Origin of the sequence: Pseudorhizobium flavum, assembly GCF_044142885.1 — a bacterium.
GTDB classification, from domain to species: Bacteria; Pseudomonadota; Alphaproteobacteria; order Rhizobiales; family Rhizobiaceae; genus Neorhizobium; species Neorhizobium flavum.
The window spans coordinates 20792-39693 of sequence record NZ_JBIOKZ010000004.1; the positions used below are offsets into that span (position 1 = coordinate 20792).

An 18902-nucleotide genomic window follows, 5' to 3' on the forward strand; every position below is an offset into this window, starting at 1 on the left:
GCAATCAGTGCGCGACGGCGGCGGCGGCGGCCTCGTCGATGAGGCGGCCGGTGCGGAACCGGTCGAGCGTCAGGCCCCGGGCCAGCCGGTGCGGCTCGCCCTTGGCGATGAGGTGGGCAAAGAGGTTGGCGGAACCCGGCGTCGCCTTGAAGCCACCCGTTCCCCAGCCGCAGTTGACGAAGAGGTTCGGCACCGGCGTCACGCCCTGGATCGGTGAACGGTCTGGCGTGTTATCGGTGATGCCGCCCCACTGGCGCATCATCTTGACGCGGCGGAACATCGGGAAGAGTTCGCAGATGGCATCGAGCGTATGGGTGATGATCTGCAGTCCGCCGGTCTGGCTGTAGGAGTTGTATTGGTCGGTGCCTGCCCCAATGACAAGTTCGCCCTTGTCCGACTGCGAAATATAGGCATGCACCGTGTTCGACATGACGACGCAGGGGAAGATCGGCTTCAGCGGTTCGGAGACCAGCGCCTGCAGCGGCGTCGAATGGAGCGGCATGCGCACCCCCGCCATCTCCATCACGACGGACGAATGGCCGGCGGCGGAGACACCGATCTTCTTCGCCCCGATGAAGCCGCGATTGGTTTCGACCCCCGTCACCTCGCCGTTCGGGCCGCGGCGGATGCCGGTGACTTCGGTATTCTGGATGATGTGGACGCCCCGGTCGGAGGCCGCGCGGGCATAACCCCAGGCGACGGCATCATGGCGTGCCGTGCCGCCGCGCCGCTGCAGCGCCGCACCGTTGATCGGGTAGCGGGCGGTCTTCGAGATATCGAGAACCGGCACATAGGCCTTCGCCTCTTCCGGCGTCAGCCATTCGTTGTCGATTCCATAGAGCCGGTTGGCGTTGATGTGCCGCTTGAAGCTCTGCATGTCGTGCGTGTTGTGCGACAGCATCATCACGCCGCGCGGCGAATACATGACGTTGTAGTTGAGGTCCTGGCTCAAGCCTCCCCACAGCTTCAGGGAATGCTCGTAGATGTCCATGCTCTCTTCGTAGAGATAGTTGGAGCGGATGATCGTCGTGTTGCGGCCGGTATTGCCGCCCCCGAGCCAGCCCTTCTCCAGCACCGCGACATTGGTGATGCCGTGTTCCTTGGCAAGGTAATAGGCCGCGCCAAGTCCATGCCCGCCGCCGCCGATGATGATCACGTCGTAGCTGGAACGCGGCTCTGGCGAGGACCACTGGGCTTCCCAACCCTTGTGGCCCCGAAGTGCTTCGCGGGCCACGGCGAAGACCGAATATTTGCGCATGTCGCCTTCGACTCCCTGGAGGAACGGAGTTCTGTTAGAGACATACCCATCGCAAATCAACACGGCCCGCAATGGCTCTTTTGCGACGCATGCAGAGGATTGTTTTGCTAATGTCGCCAGAGGCCTGAATCAGCGGCGCGGCGCCATCGCACGCTGGAATACACTGTGACAAAATGCCGGTGTCAGTAGCGCGTTCGTCTGCTCGCCGCGCGACCTGTCATAGCTGCTGACGCAGGCGACGGTGAGTGCCGAGAGGGTGGCATTCTGCGTTCCGATGGAGGACGCTACCGGCGCCCCCTTCACCGTGTCGCTCCCGACCAGCGCCACCAGCAGGGCGCCATACTGGCTGAGGATCATCGCGTAGGCGTCGTGGCCGATCACCCCGTTCGCATAGCTCTGGCAGGCATTGTAGAGCCCATCGCGTAGCGCCAGCACAGCGGCGGCGCGCCCTTCGCCTTCGTCAATGGTCTCCGTGGATGAAAGCTCTCCATCCACCGTCCGGGTACCCGCCGGCGAGGGCAGATCGAGCTTTGCCTTGCGCGTGAAGTTGAAGGCAATGGCGTAATCCGGGCTCGGCTCGGTACAGACGACGGGAGGCATGCCGTAACGTTGGCGCTCGGTAATGATCCGGAGATTGCCGGTGGTCGAGAGGCCAATGGTTTCGCCGAAAGCGATCTTGCCTGCGCCGGCGTTCGGCGAGCAGGACGTCAGCGGCAGCACCGCCATCAAAGCCGCGAGCACCTGCGTCCGCATCACACCCCTCCGCCCCTGTCGCCTTCAGCAAACAACACTATGACGCTTTTACCAGAAATTGCAACAATGCCGAGATGCAACCTAAAGCTTTCCTGAGTTGGCAAGATCGGTTGGCTGGAGTAGATCGCCCGTGCCGCGCACGATATTTTTCGGCAGGCCGCCGCATCGGAGTATCTGGACTTCCGACCCAGCCTCTGCTATCTGCCGAACCAATCGCACGGCTTTCCGGCCGGGCACAGTTATTCTTTCGCCTCGAATCAGCATGGATTCCGGCGAGCAACCAAACCAAGGAACGGGATTACACGTGCAGGTACTTGTCCGCGACAACAACGTTGATCAGGCTCTCCGCGCTCTCAAGAAGAAGATGCAGCGCGAAGGCATCTTCCGCGAAATGAAGATGCGCGACTACTACGAAAAGCCTTCCCAGAAGCGTGCTCGCGAAAAGGCTGAGGCCGTTCGTCGGGTCCGCAAGCTGGCTCGCAAGCGCATGCAGCGCGAAGGCCTGATTGCCGCTCCGCGCCCGAGCCGTTAATCGGCCGTTTTTCTGACGTTTTTGACGTGCTAATGAGGCGGTGGCGACTTGGGCGCCGCCGCCTTTCGCTTTTACCGGATCACGATTCCGCTCCTGAACGATACGAGGAACCGAGCCTGATGGCCTTCAAGACTGCTGCTCCTTCGTCCGCAACACTCGTCTTTTCGACCATCACCGCCCCGATTCGCAGCAAGGTTACGCTCTCTGCACTCGCTCTCGCCTCCAGCGTCCTCCTGGCCGGTTGCTCGACCACATCGCAGACGACCGATCTCATCACGGTCGACCGCGCCCAGGGCTCGGAAGAGAACATCGCCTCGCTGACGGCCGTCATCAACGCCAATCCTGGGGATCCGGAAGGCTACAATGTCCGCGGCTCCGCCTATGGCCGCGCCGGCCAGTTCAAGCAGGCGCTCGACGATTTCAACCGGGCAATCCAGCTCAATCCGCAGTTCTACCAGGCCTATGCCAACCGGGCCCTCGTCTACCGCAACATGGGCAAGCCCGTGGAAGCCGCGAATGACTACAACCGCGCGATCCAGCTGAACCCGAGTTATGACGTCGCTTATATCGGCCGCGGCAACATTTATCGTCAGGCAGGCCGCAACGACGAGGCGTTCAACGATTTCAACCGCGCCATCCAGCTCGACACGACCGATGGTCGCGCCTACCACAACCGCGGCCTGATCTACCAGCTTCGTGGCCAGCATGCGCAGGCCATCGAGGACTTCTCCAAGGCGATCTCGCTCTCGCCCAACTCGCCAGAACCCTATAACGGCCGCGCCGTCTCCTACCTCGCAATGGGCGACGACGAAAACGCCTTCGCGGACATCAACACGGCGATCGCCTATAACGACAAGCTCGCGGAATCCTGGACGAACCAGGGGCTCGTTTACGAGACCCGCGGCGACAGGGCCCGCGCCGCCAAGTCGTTTGCCCATGCCGCCCGTCTGGACCCCAACTACCAGCCGGCCAAGGACGGCCTCGCCCGCACCCGCAGCAGCTAGGCCGGAATTGGGCGCTGCAGTAGCCTAGCGCCAGCCCAGGGCTGGCGCTACATGCTTGAGGATCGCCTCGATCACGTGGGCGTTGTATTCGACGCCCAGTTGGTTCGGCACCGTCAGGAGCAGCGTGTCGGCCTCCGCAATTGCCTCGTCCTTACTTAGTTCCTCGACCAGCGCATCCGGCTCTGCCGCGTAGGAACGGCCGAAGATGGCTCGGGTATTGGCGTCGAGATAGCCGATCGAATCCTCGTCCTTGCTGTAGCCGAAATAGGCGCGGTCCATGTCGTTGACGATCGCGAAGATCGACCGCGAAACGGAAACCCGCGGCGCGCGGTCATGACCCGCCTCCTTCCATGCTCCGCGATAGGCGCGGATCTGCTTGGCCTGCTGGATGTGGAAGGCCTCGCCCGTCTCGTCGTCCTTCAGCGTCGACGACTGCAGGTTCATGCCGAGCTTGGCAGCCCACACGGCCGTCGCGTTGGAACCGGCACCCCACCAGACGCGCTCGCGCAGGCCCTCCGAATAGGGCTCCAGGCGAAGCAGCCCCGGCGGGTTGGCGAACATCGGCCGCGGGTTAGGCTGGGCAAAGCCCTCCCCCTTCAGGACGTCGAGAAAGACCTCCGCATGGCGACGCCCCATGTCTGCATCGCTCTGTCCCTCGCCCGGCTCGTAGCCGAAATAGCGCCACCCATCGATGACCTGCTCGGGGGAGCCGCGGCTGATGCCGAGTTGCAGGCGCCCACCGGCAATAAGATCCGCCGCACCGGCATCCTCGGCCATGTAGAGCGGGTTCTCGTAGCGCATGTCTATCACGGCCGTGCCGATCTCGATGCGGCTGGTCTTGGCTCCTACTGCCGCGAGCAGTGGAAAGGGCGAGGCCAGTTGCCGGGCGAAATGGTGGACGCGGAAATAGGCGCCGTCGGCACCAAGTTCCTCGGCTGCCACGGCCAGATCGATGGACTGCAGCAGAGCATCCCCGGCCGAGCGTGTGCCCGACTGTGGTGACGGCATCCAGTGGCCGAAGGAAAGGAAACCGATCTTCTTCATGGCATGCTCCTGCCGGTGGCGTTACGGCTTATATGGCACGTGGAGGCCTCGGCGTCAGGTACCAGCTCACTCGGGCCGCCGGACGGACCGTTCGCTCATGCTGAACGATGCCGCCAATCCCGCTGCCTGACACCCCACCGGACCGGCCAGGAGCCAAGAAAAAGCCCCGGACGTGCCGGGGCTTTTGCCTGGTTTCTACTGATTGATCGGTGGCGGCTGGCTCAGGTCCGGCTGCGCGGGTGGCTGTGCCGGCTGTTGAGCCGGTGGCTGCGGGGCCTGTTGCCCCGGCAGTCCCTGGAGCGGCGGCAGTCCGAAGGCCGGCGGGGCGGCAGGAGCCTCGGGCTCTGACGGTGCCGAAGGTTGCGGCTGCTCCCCACCTAGGTTGAGCGGCGGCAGGCCAAAAGCCGGCGGCGACGCAGGCTGGGCGCCCGAGGCAGGCGGCTCGCCAAGATTGAGGGGCGGAAGGCCCATCGCGGGTGGCGCGCCCGCTCCGCCACCTCCACCGCCTCCCTGGCCACCCAGCGGCGGTAGGCCGAGCCCGCCACCCTGGCCGCCGAAGCCGGGGATCTCGATCTGGATATCGGTCGGATCGGCGCTCGGATGATCGGTCTTGTAGTGCATCACCAGCCCGGGGAAGAAGATCACCACGAGGATCATGACGAATTGGATGATGATATAGGGGAAGACGCCCCTGTAGATCTCCGTGGTCTTCATCGCCGGCATGGTCTTGCCCGTTACCTTGTCCAGCCATGGTGCTGCCGGCGCGATGGATCGCAGAAAGAACAGCGAGAAGCCGAAGGGCGGCGTCAGGAACGAAGTCTGCAGGTTGATGCCGAGGATGATCCCGAACCAGACGAGATCAATCCCGTGCGCCTCTGCCACGGGCGCGAGCAGCGGCACCATGATAAAGGCGATCTCGAAGAAGTCGAGGAAGCATCCGAGGATGAAGACGATGATCGTCACCACGATCAGGAAGCCGTACTCGCCGCCGGGCAGTGCCAGCAGCAGTTCCTCGATCCAGACATTCCCGTTGATGCCGTAGAAGGTCAGGCCGAAGACGCGTGCACCAATGAGGATCATCATCACGAAGGCGGACAGCTTCGTCGTGGCGTCCAGTGCATTCTTGATCGTTCCGAAGCTCAGGCGCCCCTTGGCGAGGGCGAGAAGCAGCGCGCCAGTGGCGCCCATCGCGCCGCCTTCGGTCGGGGTTGCGATGCCGAGGAAGATCGTGCCGAGCACCAGGAAGATCAGCGCCAGCGGCGGGATGAGCACGATGATGACCTGCTCGGCCAGCCGTGAGATGAGCTTCTTCTCGACACGGCTGTTGATCAGCGCGACGACGTATACCACGGCCACCGCGAACACCATGGCCGCAACCAGCTGCCACTCCGGCGACTGGATGCCAGTGAACAGCACGTACATGCCGAGATAGTAAAGGGCGACCGAGATCGCCAGCATCACGATCAGCGAGGTCACGCCGTTGCCGAGCGTGCGGGCCTCCATCGGCAGCGCCGGCGCCCATTCCGGCTTCACCATTGAGACGGCGAAGATGTAGAGGCAGTAGGCCCCGACAATCAGCAGCGCCGGATAAAGCGCGCCGAGATACATGTCGCCGACCGAGCGACCGAGCTGGTCGGCCATGACGATCAGGACGAGCGAGGGCGGGACGATCTGCGCCAACGTGCCGGAGGCGGCGATCGTGCCGGAGACGAGCGGCCTGTTGTAGCCGTAGCGCATCATGATCGGCAGCGAGATCAACCCCATGGCCATGACGGATGCAGCGACAACGCCGGTCGTGGCGCCGAGAAGCGCGCCGACGAGGATGACGGCATAGGCCAGGCCGCCGCGGATCGGTCCGAACAGCTGGCCGATCGTGTCGAGCAGGTCTTCCGCCATGCGCGACCGCTCAAGAATGATCCCCATGAAGGTGAAGAACGGGATCGCCAAGAGCGTATCGTTGTACATGATGCCGTAGATGCGCTCCGGATGGGATTGCAGCAGCGGCCAGAATAGCCGGATTTCCGGCGAAATCGTCGAGAGTTCGACGCCGATCACAAAGTATATCAGGCCGCCTGCGGCAAGCGTGAAGGCCACCGGATAGCCGAGCAGCAGCATCAGCATGACGCTAGAGAACATCACCAGCGGCAGGTTGTGGGCAATGAAGTCGATCACGCTCAGACCTCCGTCGCGGCAGTCGGCATTTCGCCGGCTGTGTCATGGCGTGCATCCTCGATCCGGCCCGTGATGACGGCAAAGCGCTTGATGATTTCGGAGAAGGCCTGCAGCAGGAGCAGCAGGAAGCCCAGCAGCACCACCAGCTTGGCCGGCCAGATGGTGAGCCCCCCGGCATTCGACGAAATCTCGCCGGAGTTGAACGAAAGCCAGAACCAGGGCCAGGCAAGATAAGCCATCAGCCCGGCGAACGGCACGAGGAAGATGATGTGCAGCACGAGGTCGATGATGTCGCGCGTCCGCTTGCTCCACATGGACGAGACTATGTCGATGCGGACATGCTCGTTCTTCAGCAGCGCATAGGCCGCGGCCAGCATGAAGACGGTTCCAAACAGGTACCACTGCACTTCCAGCCATGCGTTCGACGACATGTCGAGCGCCTTGCGCAGAATGGCATTTCCCGCGCTGATCAGAACGGCTGCGAGCAGCAGCCATGATACGGATTTTCCGATGACCGTTGTGACGGCATCGATCACGCGACTGAGCGCGAGCAGCGCAGCCATTTTTTCCCCTCCTGTCGAACCTTGCAGCCATCGCCACCGGCCTGGGCGATTGCCGGGTCCCGTTGTTAGTGCGCGACCTGTATTGGCTGGAGCCGCAAAAATCAATTGGCTGAGCGCGCGATGCGCTGGTTTTCAAGGCTTCTGCGACCCAATCGCGACAGTCTGTCCGCTGGAAATGGTCGAATCGTCTCGAGACTGTGATCCGCTTGCCACCGTCCGGAAATCTGTGAAGATGGAGTGCGAATTCCTGCGGGGCTTTCTTTGACTTCTGTTAAGCAGAAAACGAACAACCCCTCAGGTTCATGGGGGAAGGGGTGCCGATTCGGACGAAATTAAGCTGTCTCGGGCAAGGGTGGGCCGAGACGAGGGGCAACCCATGAAAGCGCAAGACGCAACGACGCTGCCGACGGATGTCTACCTGTCCTTCGTGAGCTCGCTGTTTGAAAACCGCGGCACATTGGTTACCGGCGTGGTGGTCCACGTCGTGTGGTGCGCTATCGTCTTCAGCTACACGGGATCGCAGTTCTATCTGTATGCGGCGGCTGGCTTTCCGCTCGTTTTCGCCCTCCGGTTCTTCGATTTCCTGAGGTTCGACAAGGTCGACAAGACCTCACTGACGGACAAGCAGATCGCTCGCTGGGAGCGACGCTATGTTGTGGGCGCCGCCATGACCGCTCTCCTGCTGGGAACGACGAGCGGCCACGCCATGCTCGTCCTTAAGGACAGCTTCGTTGCCTTCACCTGCATTGCAATGACGATGGGATCGATGATGTCCATTGTCGGCCGCAATTACGGCTCGCGCCATGCGGTAGACTTCCAGACCCTCGGCTGTTGCGTCCCCATCATCATCGCCTGTATCGCCAGTCTCGATACGCATCTTGCGATGATGTCACTACTGCTCATCCCCTTCGGCCTGACGACCCGCTCGATGGCCAATGGCGTGCGCGAGTTTCTCTACAAGAACGTCCTGGCGGCCCGAAAGATTCGCCTTATCGCCAACCAGCTTGATCTGGCGCTGACGACGATCGCCCACGGCCTCGTCATGCTGGACAGCGAAGGCCGCATTGAAGTCGTCAACCGCCGCGCCTCCGACCTGCTCGGACTGCCGGACGTTTCCGAGATCCGCGGGCTTCCGCTGGTTGGGGTGCTGGAAGCCCATAATGGCTACCGCCGCACAAGGGCCGTCACTGAACTACGGCATTTGTTGAGCGGCGACATCGACCGCACCCTTTTCCAGCTCAAGAAAGGGCTGCATGTGGAATTCTCCGCCAGCCGGCGCGAGGATGGCGGGATCGTGCTGATCTTCGAGGACGTCAGCGCGCGCGTCGAGGCGGACGCGAAGATCCTGCACATGGTGCAGTTCGATACGCTGACGGGGCTGGCCAACCGGTCTCATTTTGCCGCAATGGCAACGGCCGAGCTCAAACGGCGCCCGTCTGACAGCCTTGCCGCCCTTGTCGTGCTCGATCTCGAAGCCTTCAAGCACGTCAACGACCTGCGGGGCCATGTTGTTGGCGACCGGCTGCTGGCGGCCGTCGCATCGAGGCTGTCTGCTCAGGGTGGGCCCGATCTGCTGACGGGGCGCCTGGTGGGCGACGAATTCACCCTCTTCGTGATGGCCGAGGACCGCCCCCAGCTGGAGGCGCATGTCCGGAAGGTGCATGAGGAGATCCAGCGTGCCTATGATCTCCCTGACTTCCGGATCGAGATCCGCGTCAATGGCGGCGCCATCGTCGGTCGAGCCGACGAATTCGATATAGAGACCTGGCTGATCAAGGCCGATCTCGCGCTCAGTGATGCGCAGGTGAAGGGCAAGGGCTCCCTCTCCTTCTTCCGACCCGAAATGGATGCTCGCTATGTCGAGGAGCAGAAGCTGCGGGCTGCGTTGCGACAGGCGGTCGAGGACGAGGAGCTCCAGGTTGTCTACCAGCCCATGTACACGGTCGACGGCAGCCGGATTGAGTGCATGGAGGCACTCGTTCGCTGGAAGCATCCCGAAAAGGGCATGATCGCGCCCAACGTCTTCATTCCGATGGCAGAAGAGATGGGCATCATCTCCAGCATCACGCGCCTGGTGCTGGAACGGGCCAGCCGCGATTGCGCCGGCTGGGAGCACCCGACGGCGCTTTCCGTGAACCTGTCCGCTCACGACCTACTGAATCCGGACATCTTCGGCGACATACTCGAAATTCTTGCGCGCACCGGCCTGCCACCATGGCGCCTCCACGTGGAGTTGACAGAAAGCTGCTTCATTGATGACCCCGCCGCGGTAAGCAAGGTCCTGCATCAGTTGCGGGAGAAGGGCGTCACGATCGCGATTGACGACTTCGGCACCGGTTTTTCGAGTCTCAGCTATCTGACCTCCCTGCCGCTCGACATCGTCAAGGTCGACCGGGCCTTCATCCGGGACATCACCCATGACCCGCGCCAGATGAAGCTGCTGAAGGGAATTGCGCAACTGTCGCGTGATCTTGCTTTGAGGATCGTGATCGAAGGCGTTGAGACACAGGAACAGCTTCAACTCATCAAGGAGAACCGCTTTGCAGACCTGATCCAGGGCTATGTCTTTGCGCCACCCGTTGATGCGGAGACCGCGACCAGGATGCTTCGTGCAAGCGGTCAGGCTGTGGCCGTCAAGGCATCGCGCAAGCGCCTAAAGCCAGTGACATAGCATCCCCGTAACGGAGGCGCCGCGCCCCCTCCGGTCTTAACCATAATCGCCAAAATACCGCCCGTTCGGGGCGGCAGCACATCCGAAGCGGACAATCTCGGGTTAACTTCTCGTTAACTCTGAGGAGATTGCCGCAGATGCTCAATAATAGTACCGTTACCACCAAGGAATTTTCCACCAAGCTTCTTTCGATCCTGGACGCCGTCGAGTATCGCCGCATCGAAAGCCAGGAGGATTTCGAAGACATTGCCCGGCTTCGCTACAAGTCCTATCAGGAGCGAGGCGTCCTGCCGCTCTCCGCGAGCAGCATGCTCGACGAGGTCGATTTCGACGACCACGCCTACGTCTTCGGGGTCTATCTATATGAGGAACTGGTCAGCACCATAAGGGTGCACCATGTGACCCCGACCCACCGGATCAGCCAGTCGGCCGGCGTCTTTCCCGACGCAGTGAATGCCTTCCTCGATGCCGGCATGACGCTGATCGACCCGGCAAGGCTCGCCATTGATCCCGAACTGGACGGCGAGCGCTCGGCCCTGCCTTTCCTGACGGTCAGGCCGACGATCATGGCGGCGATCTACTTCAATGCGGACCGCATGCTGCAGCATATCCGTCCCGCCCATTCCGCCTTCTACCGCCGCTATTTCTATGCCGATACCGTCGTACCCCCGACCTTCGCCAGCATATATGGTTTCGATCTGACGCTTCTTGCGTCACGCACCCGCGAGATCGGGCCGAAGCTCTTGAGCCGCTTCCCGATCTACGAATCCCAGCCCTACGAACGCCGTCTGATGTTCGACCGATCGCCGCTCAGCGGCATGGCGCCGCTGACGATCCTGCCGACGGCACGACTGGCCCGGCAGCATTCCATGCCGCTCGCGAGCTGAAACATCGGGAGCGTGACTGCCTGCGCCAGAAGGTGCCATTGCGCTTTGTGGCGGCTTTGTGTAAGGCCAGAATCCAACAAAATCGGCCCCGATCATTTCGCTCGTGGCCGGTCGGACAGGTTTCAACGGCCGCGCCGAGAAGGTGGTCGGAGCGGCCGCATCAGGGAGACGACGAATGGACAATCACAACAGCGCTCCAGTCGAGACGGGTGCTTCCATGGATTACCCGGAGCACGAGAAGACCTACAACATGTTCCTCGCGCTGACGAAGTGGGGAACCATGGTCATGGTCGTCCTCCTGATCGCCATGGCGGCCGGGTTCTTCGGCGGGGCCGGCTTCTTCGGCGCGCTCATCGTCTTCCTCGTCCTCACCGCCGCCGGCTTCTACCTGCTTCGCTGATCCCTCGACCGAAATGATCGGAAGGACCGGCATGACATTCATGCCTGTCCAGCACACGAATCTGGGAGGGCAAATCGTGGCAAAGGTGATTTTCGTACCCCGCGAAGGGGCAGGTGAGGAACGGGTGGCGGCCTCGCCGGAAACGGTGAAGCGCCTCTCGGCGATGGGCTTTTCCATCGTGGTCGAGGCGGGCGCCGGGACGGCATCCGGTATTCTCGACGCTGATTTCGAGGCGGCTGGCGCGCGCATCGGCTCGGCTTCGGACGCCGCCACCGCGGACGTGATCCTCAAGGTCAACCGTCCGGGATCGGCCGAGATCAGCGGATACAGGCCCGGCACCGCCGTCTTCGCCGGCATGGACCCCTATGGCAACGAGGCGGCCCTGGCGGAAATGGCGCGCGCCGGCATCACGGCGTTCGCCATGGAGCTGATGCCGCGCATCACTCGCGCGCAGTCCATGGACATTCTCTCTTCCCAGGCGAACCTTGCCGGCTACCGTGCCGTCATCGATGCGGCGCATGAATACGGCCGCGCCCTGCCGATGATGATGACCGCCGCTGGTACGGTTCCGGCCGCCAAGGTCTTCGTCATGGGCGCCGGCGTCGCCGGTCTGCAGGCGATCGCCACCGCCCGCCGGCTGGGTGCCGTGGTCTCCGCCACCGACGTGCGTCCGGCCGCCAAGGAACAGGTCGCCTCGCTCGGCGCCAAGTTCATCGCCGTCGAGGACGAGGAGTTCAAGGCCGCGGAAACGGCCGGCGGCTATGCCAAGCAGATGTCGGAAGCCTACCAGGCGAAGCAGGCGGCGCTCGTCACCGAGCACATCGCCAAGCAGGACATCGTCATCACCACCGCGCTCATTCCCGGCCGGCCGGCGCCGCGCCTCGTCACCCGTGCCATGCTCGCCTCGATGAAGGCCGGCTCGGTCGCGGTCGACCTCGCCGTCGAGCGGGGCGGCAATATCGAGGGCTCCGTCAAGGGTTCGATCGCCACGGTCGAAGGCGTCAAGGTCATCGGCTACGCCAACGTGGCGGGCCGCGTTGCGGCCTCTGCTTCGGCGCTCTACGCGAAGAACCTCTTCGCCTTCCTGGAGACCATGGTTTCGAAGGAGACCAAGGAATTTGCCGTCAATCCGGACGATGAACTGGTGAAGGCCACCATGCTGACCCATGGAGGCCAGGTGGTGCATCCGAATTTTGCCGAGGCGGCAGCATCGTTTGCACCCTCCACGGCATCAGTAGCCGAGACGACGACAACCGCTGCTGCGGCACCCGCGCGCAAACCGGCTAGGACTGCATCTCCCGTCTCGGGCGAGACCTCGCCGGACAAGCCCAAGCGAACGCGCAAGAAGACCGAAGCAGCAACGCCTGACAAGAAGGAGGGGCTTTGATGGCGAGCGAAGTGATGAATTCGGCTCTTGATCGGCTCGAACATGCCGTCGAGGCTGTGAGAGTTGCGGCCGAACAGGCTCCCGAAGCTGTCGCCCAGGCAGCACACGGAGTGTCAGGCGGCGCGATCGACCCCTTCGTGTTCCGGCTGGCGATCTTCGTGCTGTCCATCTTCGTCGGCTATTACGTCGTCTGGTCGGTGACGCCGGCGCTGCACACCCCGCTGATGGCCGTCACCAATGCCATTTCCTCGGTGATCGTGGTCGGGGCACTCCTCGCTGTCGGCATCTCCGCCAGCGGCTATGCCACCGGCTTCGGCTTCGTGGCACTGGTGCTTGTCTCGGTGAACATCTTCGGCGGCTTTCTGGTCACCAGCCGGATGCTCGCCATGTACAAGAAAAAAGATCGCTGAGGGTCCTGAACAATGTCACAGAACCTTGCAGCCTTCCTCTACCTCGTCTCCGGCGTGCTGTTCATCATGGCGCTCCGCGGCCTGTCGCATCCGACAACCAGCCGCCAGGGCAATGTCTACGGCATGGTCGGCATGGGCATTGCCATCGGCACGACGCTTCTGCTCGCCACGCCGGACTTCGGCGGACTTGTGCTGATCGTGCTGGCGCTCGCCATCGGGGGCGGTGCGGGCGCCTATATCGCCCGTACCATTCCGATGACGGCCATGCCCCAGCTTGTGGCAGGTTTCCACTCGCTGGTCGGCTTCGCCGCCGTCATGGTTGCTGCCGCAGCCCTCTATGACCCGGTTTCCTTCGGGATCGGCGATGTCGGCACGATCCACGGGCAAGCGCTCATCGAGATGGCACTCGGCGCCGCGATTGGCGCGATCACCTTCACCGGTTCCATCATCGCCTACCTCAAGCTCGACGGACGCATGTCCGGCAAGCCGATCCTCCTGCCCTTCCGGCACCCGATCAACATCGGCTTGCTGGTGGCGATCATCGTCTTGATCGCCGCGCTGACGCAGACGGAGAGCCATACGCAGTTCTGGCTGATCGTCATCCTGTCGCTGGCGCTCGGCGTGTTGCTCATCGTGCCGATCGGTGGCGCCGACATGCCGGTCGTCGTGTCGATGCTGAACTCCTATTCGGGATGGGCGGCGGCGGGAATCGGCTTCACCCTCGGGAACCTGGCGCTGATCATCACCGGCGCATTGGTCGGCTCCTCGGGTGCGATCCTCTCCTACATCATGTGCAAGGGGATGAACCGCTCCTTCATCTCCGTCATCCTCGGCGGCTTCGGCGGTGAAACGGCTGCGGCCGGTGCCGACGACGGGGTCCAGCGGGCCGTGAAGCAGGGCTCTGCCGACGACGCAGCTTTCCTGATGCAGAACGCTGAAAAGGTGATCATCGTGCCGGGATACGGCATGGCCGTCGCCCAAGCGCAGCATGCGCTGCGCGAGCTTGCCGATACGCTGAAGGAACACGGTGTCGAGGTGAAGTACGCTATTCATCCTGTCGCCGGCCGCATGCCCGGACACATGAACGTGCTACTCGCCGAGGCGAACGTCCCCTACGACGAGGTCTTCGAGCTAGAAGACATCAATGCCGAGTTCGCGCAGGCGGACGTCGCTTATGTGATCGGCGCCAATGACGTCACCAATCCGGCGGCGCGCGACGACAAGACCTCGCCGATCTACGGGATGCCGATCCTCGACGTCGACAAGGCCAAGACCTGCCTCTTCGTCAAGCGCTCGCTCGGCTCCGGCTATGCCGGCATCGACAACACGCTGTTCTACAAGGACGGCACGATGATGCTGCTCGGCGACGCCAAGAAGATGACCGAGGACATCGTCAAGGCGATGAAGCACTAGACGGGTCAATCTGCCCGAATCCCAAGCCCGGCGAGAAGCCGGGCTTTCTTTTTGACCTGTCCAGAGGGCTGCAACAGAAAAGGCCCGGATCCTGAGATCCGGGCCTCGGTGCTACCGTAGTCGACTAAAGCTTAGAGCTTGCCGTTACGCTGCTGGATCATCATGAAGGTGTCGAACGTGTATTCCGACAGCTGCATCCACAGATAGCCTTCCTTCTTGAAGGCGACCTGGTCTTCGTAGATCTTCTTGAACCACTCGTTGGAAGCCGTGAGCTCGGCATAGACTTCCTGCGCGGCGTTGAAGCAGGCCTCGAGGATTTCCTGGCTGAACGGACGCAGGATCGTGCCGTCGGCAACGAGCTGCTTCACGGCGGCCGGGTTCTTGGCGTCGTACTTCGCCATCATGCTGGTGTTGGCATAGGCGCAGGCATCGGTCAGCGCGGCCTGGTAGTGCTTCGGCAGGTTGTTCCACTGCTCCAGGTTGACGAAGGAGTGGATGACCGGGCCGCCTTCCCAGAATGCGGGATAGTAGTAGTACTTGGCGACCTTGTAGAAGCCGAGCTTCTGGTCGTCATAGGGACCGACCCACTCGGCTGCGTCGATCGTGCCCTTCTCCAGAGCGGGATAGATGTCGCCGCCGGCGATCTGCTGCGGCACGACGCCGAGCTTCTCGACCACCTTGCCGGCAAGACCGGCGATGCGCATCTTGACGCCCTTGAAGTCGTCGACCGTGTTGATCTCCTTGCGGAACCAGCCACCCATCTGGGCGCCGGTATTGCCGGAGATCATGCCGTAGAGGCCATGAGTGGCGTAGAATTCGTTGAGAAGCTTGTTGCCGTTGCCTTCGTAGAACCAGGAATTGGTCAGGCGGGCGTTGAGGCCGAAGGGGATGGCCGTTCCGATCGCGAAGGTCGGGTCCTTGCCGACATAGTAGTAAGAGCAGGTGTGGCACATTTCGACCGTGCCGGCGCTGACGGCGTCAGCTGCCTGGAGGCCGGGAACGATTTCACCGGCCGCGAAGGGCTGGATGGTGAAGTTGCCGCCCGTGGCTTCCGAGACGCGGCGTGCGATGTCTTCAGCACCGCCATAGATGGTGTCGAGCGACTTCGGAAACGAAGACGTCAGACGCCAGGTTATCTTCGGATTTTCCTGAGCGATGGCCGGAGCCGCCAGCGTCGTGGCGGCGGCTGCACCGGCGCCGGTTACTGCCGCCTTCTTGAAGAATGAACGACGATCCATGTATTACCTCCCAACAAAACAAAAACCGCAGGGGACGGTATTCTTGCCCTCCCCCGGTCCGCCGCGGAGGTAAACATGTCCCCCTCGCGCGTGCAAGCATATCCGGCATTATCCCTTGGTCTCGGATGTTCTTTTACTAACAGAATCCGAGACCTGCGCAATTTCTCCGCAGGTTTCACACACCGCCAAGAACGCTGCCCAAACTATGGGCGACAGGAGCCGCGGGAACCGCTTGACAGCAAGGATGATCCGGCGCCAGAAATCGGTTTCGTCTCGGAGACTTCAGATGCCCAAACCGATCGTCGCCCTACCCGCAGATATTCGCGAATTTGAGGGTACAGTCTGGCACGCCACTCCGAACCAGTACGTGAAGGCGGCCCTCAAGGTGGCGGACGTGATGACCTTCATCATTCCCGCCTTCGAGGAAGGCAATGACACCGATGCCATCCTCGACCGGGTCGACGGACTTCTCGTTTCCGGCTCCGCCACCAATGTCCATCCCTCGCTCTACGGCCGAGAAGCGACGGAGGCGGATGGGCCTTTCGACATTGCGCGGGATTCCACCTCGCTGCCTCTCATCCGACACGCCATCGAGCGCGGTATCCCCATGCTTGCCATCTGCCGCGGGCTCCAGGAGCTGAACGTCGCGCTGGGCGGGACGCTTGCGAGCGAGATACACGACCAGCCTGGCATGTGGGACCACCGCAAGCCTAACGTGCCCGAGCGCGATCACATGTACGCGATCCGCCAGCCTGTATTCGTTCGGGAAGGCACTTGCATCGCCCGCCACCTCGGCCTCTCCGGCGAGGTGCAGATCAACTCGCTGCACCGCCAGGCGATCGCCGAGACCGCGCCCCGGCTGACGGTCGAGGCAACGGCTGAAGACGGGACGATCGAGGCGGTTTCGGTGATCGATGCGAAGGGATTCGCCGTCGGCGTCCAGTGGCACCCGGAATACTGGGCCGAGACGGATGCCCCCTCGCGCGCCCTGTTCAAAGCCTTCGGCGACGCCGTGAGGGACTACGCCGCCACTCGTGGAGCCGGCACACGGCCCGCTCAGCTGGCCGCTGCTGCCGGCTGAGCCAACCGGCAGCAACGAGGGTTGGTCAGGCTTTTACCGGCGTTTCCGGAACCGGCGTGATCACCTTCTTCTCGCGGAACCAACCGATGAGATTGTCCACCACCAGATCAGCCATGGCATTGCGCGTCGGCACCGACGCAGAGGCCACGTGCGGCAAGAGGCTGGTATTCGGAAGATCGAGCAGCGCCTGCGGGACGTTCGGCTCGTCATAGAAGACGTCCAGTCCGGCCGCGGCGATGGTGCGGCTGCGCAGAGCCTCGGCCAGCGCCTCCTCGTCGACGCTCGTACCGCGACCGACATTGATGAAGACACCGTTCGGCCCAAGGGCGGCGAAGATCTCCGAGGTGAATATCTTGTGGGTTGCAGCCGTGCCGGGCACGATCGAGATCAGCGTGTCCACCTCCTCGGCCATCGCCTTCAGCGATGGATAGTAGGTATAGGGGAGCCCGTCCCTGCGGGTGCGGGTATGGTAGCCGATGCGGGCCTTGAACGGCTCGAGCCGCTTGGCGATCTCGATGCCGATGCGGCCGAGACCGAGGATCCCGACGTGGCGGCCGCGCAGCGAAAGCGGTGTCAGCGGATAGGGTCCTTCGCTCTTCCAGCGCCCCTCGCGCAGATAATTTTCGGCCCGTGGATATTCCCGGAGCGTGTTGAGGAGCAGTGCGATGGTCGTGTCGGCGACCTCGTCGTTCAGCACATCGGGCGTATGGGTGACGATGATGCCGTGCTGCAACGCCTTTGCCGTATCGACCCCATCGTAGCCGACGCCGAAGTTGGAGACGATCTCCAGGTTGGGCAGCCTGTCGATCCAGCCATTGTCCAGGACGCCCGAGATAGCAACGCCCCTGATCCTGTCGCGAAGGCCGGGATCGATATCGGTCGGGGGGCCCATTGGGACGGCGACGATCTCGAAGGTCTCCTTCAGCCGTTCGAGCACCCGCGGGTGGATGCGGCCGGGCACAAGTATGGCTACGGGTTGGTCGGACATGCTGTCTCTCCTCCTTCGAATTCAGCTGCGGGGTCGGTAGATGCCGGTTGACTGGCGGATGCGCATCTCCGGCTTGATGAGGTGGATACCGTCCGGCTCATGGCTCCCGGCAAGGCGGTCGAGCAGTGCGCGGGCGGCCAGCCGGCCTACCTCGCTCTGGCCGTTCCAGACGGTGGTAAGCGCTGGCGTTGCGATCGAGGCTTCCTCGAGGTCGTCGTAGCCGGTAACGGAGATGTCCTGGCCGGGGACAAGGCCCGCCCGGGCGATGCCATTCATCAGGCCGATCGCGACGAGATCGTTCCAGCACACGGCCGCCGTCGGCTTCTGCGGCAACGACAGGAAATGTACGGCCGCCTCGAACCCGCCCTGCTTGGAGCGCGGGCCGGGAATGCGGAGGTTCGGGTCCACTTCAATGCCTGCCTTGCGCAGCGCGTTGACATAGCCCTGGTAGCGATCGCGCCCGGTCGAGGTTTGATCCGTACCGCCGATCATCGCGATGACCCGGTGGCCGAGCCCGATCAGATGGTTGGTGGCAAGCGAGATGCCGTAGCTGTCGTCGCCGCGATACATGGGCAGGTTGACGCCCTCCATGGACCGGGCAACCAGAATGGCCGGCATGCCATTGGCCTCGGCGAGCTTGACGTCCTCAATCGGAGTGCCGATCGCCGGAGACATGATGACCCCATCGCCACCGAGCTGCAGCAGTGTTTCGATGAAGGTCCGCTGCTTCTCGACGGAATCGTAATGATTGGACAGGATGAAGGTCTGGCCGCTGCGGTCGAGCTCGCTTTCGATCGCCTTCAGGATTTCCCCGTAGAAGGGGTTCATGATGTCGTGTACAACGACGCCGACAATGCCGGAGCGGGAGGTCCTGAGGCTCGCCGCGCGCCGATTGTAGATATAGCCCAGCGCGCGCGCCTGCTCCTTGATCTTCTCCCGGGTATCAGCTGCAACCAGCGGACTGTCGCGCAAGGCGAGCGAAATGGTTGCGGTGGACAGGCCGAGGCTTTCGGCAATCGTCGACAGCTTGATCTTTTGCGCCACGTCCCCTCCGGCCAGGCAAGCACCGGCTGCGGCCGGATTTAAAATCCTTTAAATAAT

17 protein-coding genes are annotated in these 18902 nt (G+C 62.7%); 9 read left to right on the forward strand and 8 right to left on the reverse strand.

The features are described 5' to 3' along the window. Positions 1-4: 4 nt before the first annotated feature. The gene (locus ACEPP2_RS09570; protein WP_395516458.1) at positions 5-1258 is read right to left on the reverse strand and encodes a sarcosine oxidase subunit beta family protein; all 1254 of its coding nucleotides are present in this window, start codon (positions 1256-1258) and stop codon (positions 5-7) included. Between the two features lie 129 nt (positions 1259-1387). Next, positions 1388-2011 (reverse strand): hypothetical protein, encoded by a 624-nt coding sequence (locus ACEPP2_RS09575; RefSeq protein ID WP_395516459.1) that lies wholly within the window; start codon positions 2009-2011, stop codon positions 1388-1390. A 304-nt stretch (positions 2012-2315) separates the two neighbouring features. On the opposite strand from ACEPP2_RS09575, the gene rpsU reads away from it, so the two are divergent. Both rpsU and ACEPP2_RS09585 read left to right on the forward strand, forming a co-directional pair. Continuing rightward, a complete protein-coding gene (rpsU, locus tag ACEPP2_RS09580; protein ID WP_052639379.1) occupies positions 2316-2543 on the forward strand; it encodes a 30S ribosomal protein S21 in 228 nt (75 codons plus the stop codon). Positions 2544-2662: 119 nt separating this feature from the next. After that, positions 2663-3547, forward strand: a complete 885-nt coding sequence (locus tag ACEPP2_RS09585) for a tetratricopeptide repeat protein (RefSeq protein WP_395516460.1) — start codon at positions 2663-2665, stop codon at positions 3545-3547. 24 nt (positions 3548-3571) lie between these two features. Here ACEPP2_RS09585 and ACEPP2_RS09590 read toward each other — a convergent pair whose 3' ends face one another. From ACEPP2_RS09590 to ACEPP2_RS09600, 3 genes are all read right to left on the reverse strand, one after another. After that, complete coding sequence (locus tag ACEPP2_RS09590) at positions 3572-4591, reverse strand: LLM class flavin-dependent oxidoreductase (RefSeq protein WP_395516461.1); 1020 nt, start codon at positions 4589-4591, stop codon at positions 3572-3574. Between the two features lie 195 nt (positions 4592-4786). Beyond that, positions 4787-6763, reverse strand: a complete 1977-nt coding sequence (locus ACEPP2_RS09595; protein WP_395516462.1) for a TRAP transporter large permease — start codon at positions 6761-6763, stop codon at positions 4787-4789. A 2-nt stretch (positions 6764-6765) separates the two neighbouring features. Next, positions 6766-7326 (reverse strand): TRAP transporter small permease subunit, encoded by a 561-nt coding sequence (locus ACEPP2_RS09600; RefSeq protein WP_395516463.1) that lies wholly within the window; start codon positions 7324-7326, stop codon positions 6766-6768. Between the two features lie 376 nt (positions 7327-7702). On the opposite strand from ACEPP2_RS09600, the gene ACEPP2_RS09605 reads away from it, so the two are divergent. The 6 genes from ACEPP2_RS09605 (at position 7703) to ACEPP2_RS09630 (ending at position 14494) form a co-directional block, all read left to right on the forward strand. Beyond that, positions 7703-9997 (forward strand): putative bifunctional diguanylate cyclase/phosphodiesterase, encoded by a 2295-nt coding sequence (locus ACEPP2_RS09605; protein ID WP_395516464.1) that lies wholly within the window; start codon positions 7703-7705, stop codon positions 9995-9997. 137 nt (positions 9998-10134) lie between these two features. Then, entirely contained in the window at positions 10135-10884 is a 750-nt protein-coding gene (locus ACEPP2_RS09610) for an N-acyl amino acid synthase FeeM domain-containing protein (RefSeq protein ID WP_142587206.1), read from the forward strand. A 175-nt stretch (positions 10885-11059) separates the two neighbouring features. After that, complete coding sequence (locus tag ACEPP2_RS09615; RefSeq protein ID WP_077549714.1) at positions 11060-11284, forward strand: aa3-type cytochrome c oxidase subunit IV; 225 nt, start codon at positions 11060-11062, stop codon at positions 11282-11284. A gap of 76 nt (positions 11285-11360) precedes the next feature. Continuing rightward, complete coding sequence (locus tag ACEPP2_RS09620; RefSeq protein ID WP_142587208.1) at positions 11361-12671, forward strand: Re/Si-specific NAD(P)(+) transhydrogenase subunit alpha; 1311 nt, start codon at positions 11361-11363, stop codon at positions 12669-12671. Beyond that, on the forward strand, positions 12671-13081 hold the full coding sequence (locus tag ACEPP2_RS09625; protein WP_052639394.1) for an NAD(P) transhydrogenase subunit alpha: 411 nt from the start codon (positions 12671-12673) through the stop codon (positions 13079-13081). Before ACEPP2_RS09620 ends, ACEPP2_RS09625 begins: the two co-directional genes overlap by 1 nt. A gap of 12 nt (positions 13082-13093) precedes the next feature. After that, positions 13094-14494: an NAD(P)(+) transhydrogenase (Re/Si-specific) subunit beta gene (locus ACEPP2_RS09630; protein WP_152339486.1), complete on the forward strand. Its 1401-nt coding sequence runs from the start codon at positions 13094-13096 to the stop codon at positions 14492-14494. A gap of 131 nt (positions 14495-14625) precedes the next feature. On the opposite strand, the gene ACEPP2_RS09635 is transcribed toward ACEPP2_RS09630, so the two are convergent. Next, entirely contained in the window at positions 14626-15732 is a 1107-nt protein-coding gene (locus tag ACEPP2_RS09635) for a TRAP transporter substrate-binding protein (RefSeq protein ID WP_142587209.1), read from the reverse strand. A 286-nt stretch (positions 15733-16018) separates the two neighbouring features. Between ACEPP2_RS09635 and ACEPP2_RS09640 the strand changes: the two genes are divergently transcribed. After that, on the forward strand, positions 16019-16813 hold the full coding sequence (locus tag ACEPP2_RS09640; RefSeq protein ID WP_395516465.1) for a gamma-glutamyl-gamma-aminobutyrate hydrolase family protein: 795 nt from the start codon (positions 16019-16021) through the stop codon (positions 16811-16813). A gap of 25 nt (positions 16814-16838) precedes the next feature. Here the strand turns inward: ACEPP2_RS09640 and ACEPP2_RS09645 are convergent, their stop codons facing one another. Both ACEPP2_RS09645 and ACEPP2_RS09650 read right to left on the reverse strand, forming a co-directional pair. Next, entirely contained in the window at positions 16839-17801 is a 963-nt protein-coding gene (locus ACEPP2_RS09645; RefSeq protein WP_395516466.1) for a 2-hydroxyacid dehydrogenase, read from the reverse strand. Positions 17802-17822: 21 nt separating this feature from the next. Then, positions 17823-18845, reverse strand: a complete 1023-nt coding sequence (locus tag ACEPP2_RS09650; RefSeq protein ID WP_052639404.1) for a LacI family DNA-binding transcriptional regulator — start codon at positions 18843-18845, stop codon at positions 17823-17825. Positions 18846-18902: the final 57 nt, after the last annotated feature.

Excerpts from the sequence above, each read along its gene's own strand:
- ACEPP2_RS09575 (WP_395516459.1), bottom strand. The coding sequence starts at position 2,011 with ATGCGGACGCAGGTGCTCGCGGCTTTGATGGCGGTGCTGCCGCTGACG.
- ACEPP2_RS09570 (WP_395516458.1), bottom strand. The coding sequence starts at position 1,258 with ATGCGCAAATATTCGGTCTTCGCCGTGGCCCGCGAAGCACTTCGGGGC.
- ACEPP2_RS09600 (WP_395516463.1), bottom strand. The coding sequence starts at position 7,326 with ATGGCTGCGCTGCTCGCGCTCAGTCGCGTGATCGATGCCGTCACAACG.
- ACEPP2_RS09615 (WP_077549714.1), top strand. The coding sequence starts at position 11,060 with ATGGACAATCACAACAGCGCTCCAGTCGAGACGGGTGCTTCCATGGAT.
- ACEPP2_RS09625 (WP_052639394.1), top strand. The coding sequence starts at position 12,671 with ATGGCGAGCGAAGTGATGAATTCGGCTCTTGATCGGCTCGAACATGCC.
- ACEPP2_RS09640 (WP_395516465.1), top strand. The coding sequence starts at position 16,019 with ATGCCCAAACCGATCGTCGCCCTACCCGCAGATATTCGCGAATTTGAG.
- ACEPP2_RS09610 (WP_142587206.1), top strand. The coding sequence starts at position 10,135 with ATGCTCAATAATAGTACCGTTACCACCAAGGAATTTTCCACCAAGCTT.
- ACEPP2_RS09585 (WP_395516460.1), top strand. The coding sequence starts at position 2,663 with ATGGCCTTCAAGACTGCTGCTCCTTCGTCCGCAACACTCGTCTTTTCG.
- ACEPP2_RS09645 (WP_395516466.1), bottom strand. The coding sequence starts at position 17,801 with ATGTCCGACCAACCCGTAGCCATACTTGTGCCCGGCCGCATCCACCCG.
- ACEPP2_RS09605 (WP_395516464.1), top strand. The coding sequence starts at position 7,703 with ATGAAAGCGCAAGACGCAACGACGCTGCCGACGGATGTCTACCTGTCC.
- ACEPP2_RS09635 (WP_142587209.1), bottom strand. The coding sequence starts at position 15,732 with ATGGATCGTCGTTCATTCTTCAAGAAGGCGGCAGTAACCGGCGCCGGT.
- ACEPP2_RS09630 (WP_152339486.1), top strand. The coding sequence starts at position 13,094 with ATGTCACAGAACCTTGCAGCCTTCCTCTACCTCGTCTCCGGCGTGCTG.
- ACEPP2_RS09590 (WP_395516461.1), bottom strand. The coding sequence starts at position 4,591 with ATGAAGAAGATCGGTTTCCTTTCCTTCGGCCACTGGATGCCGTCACCA.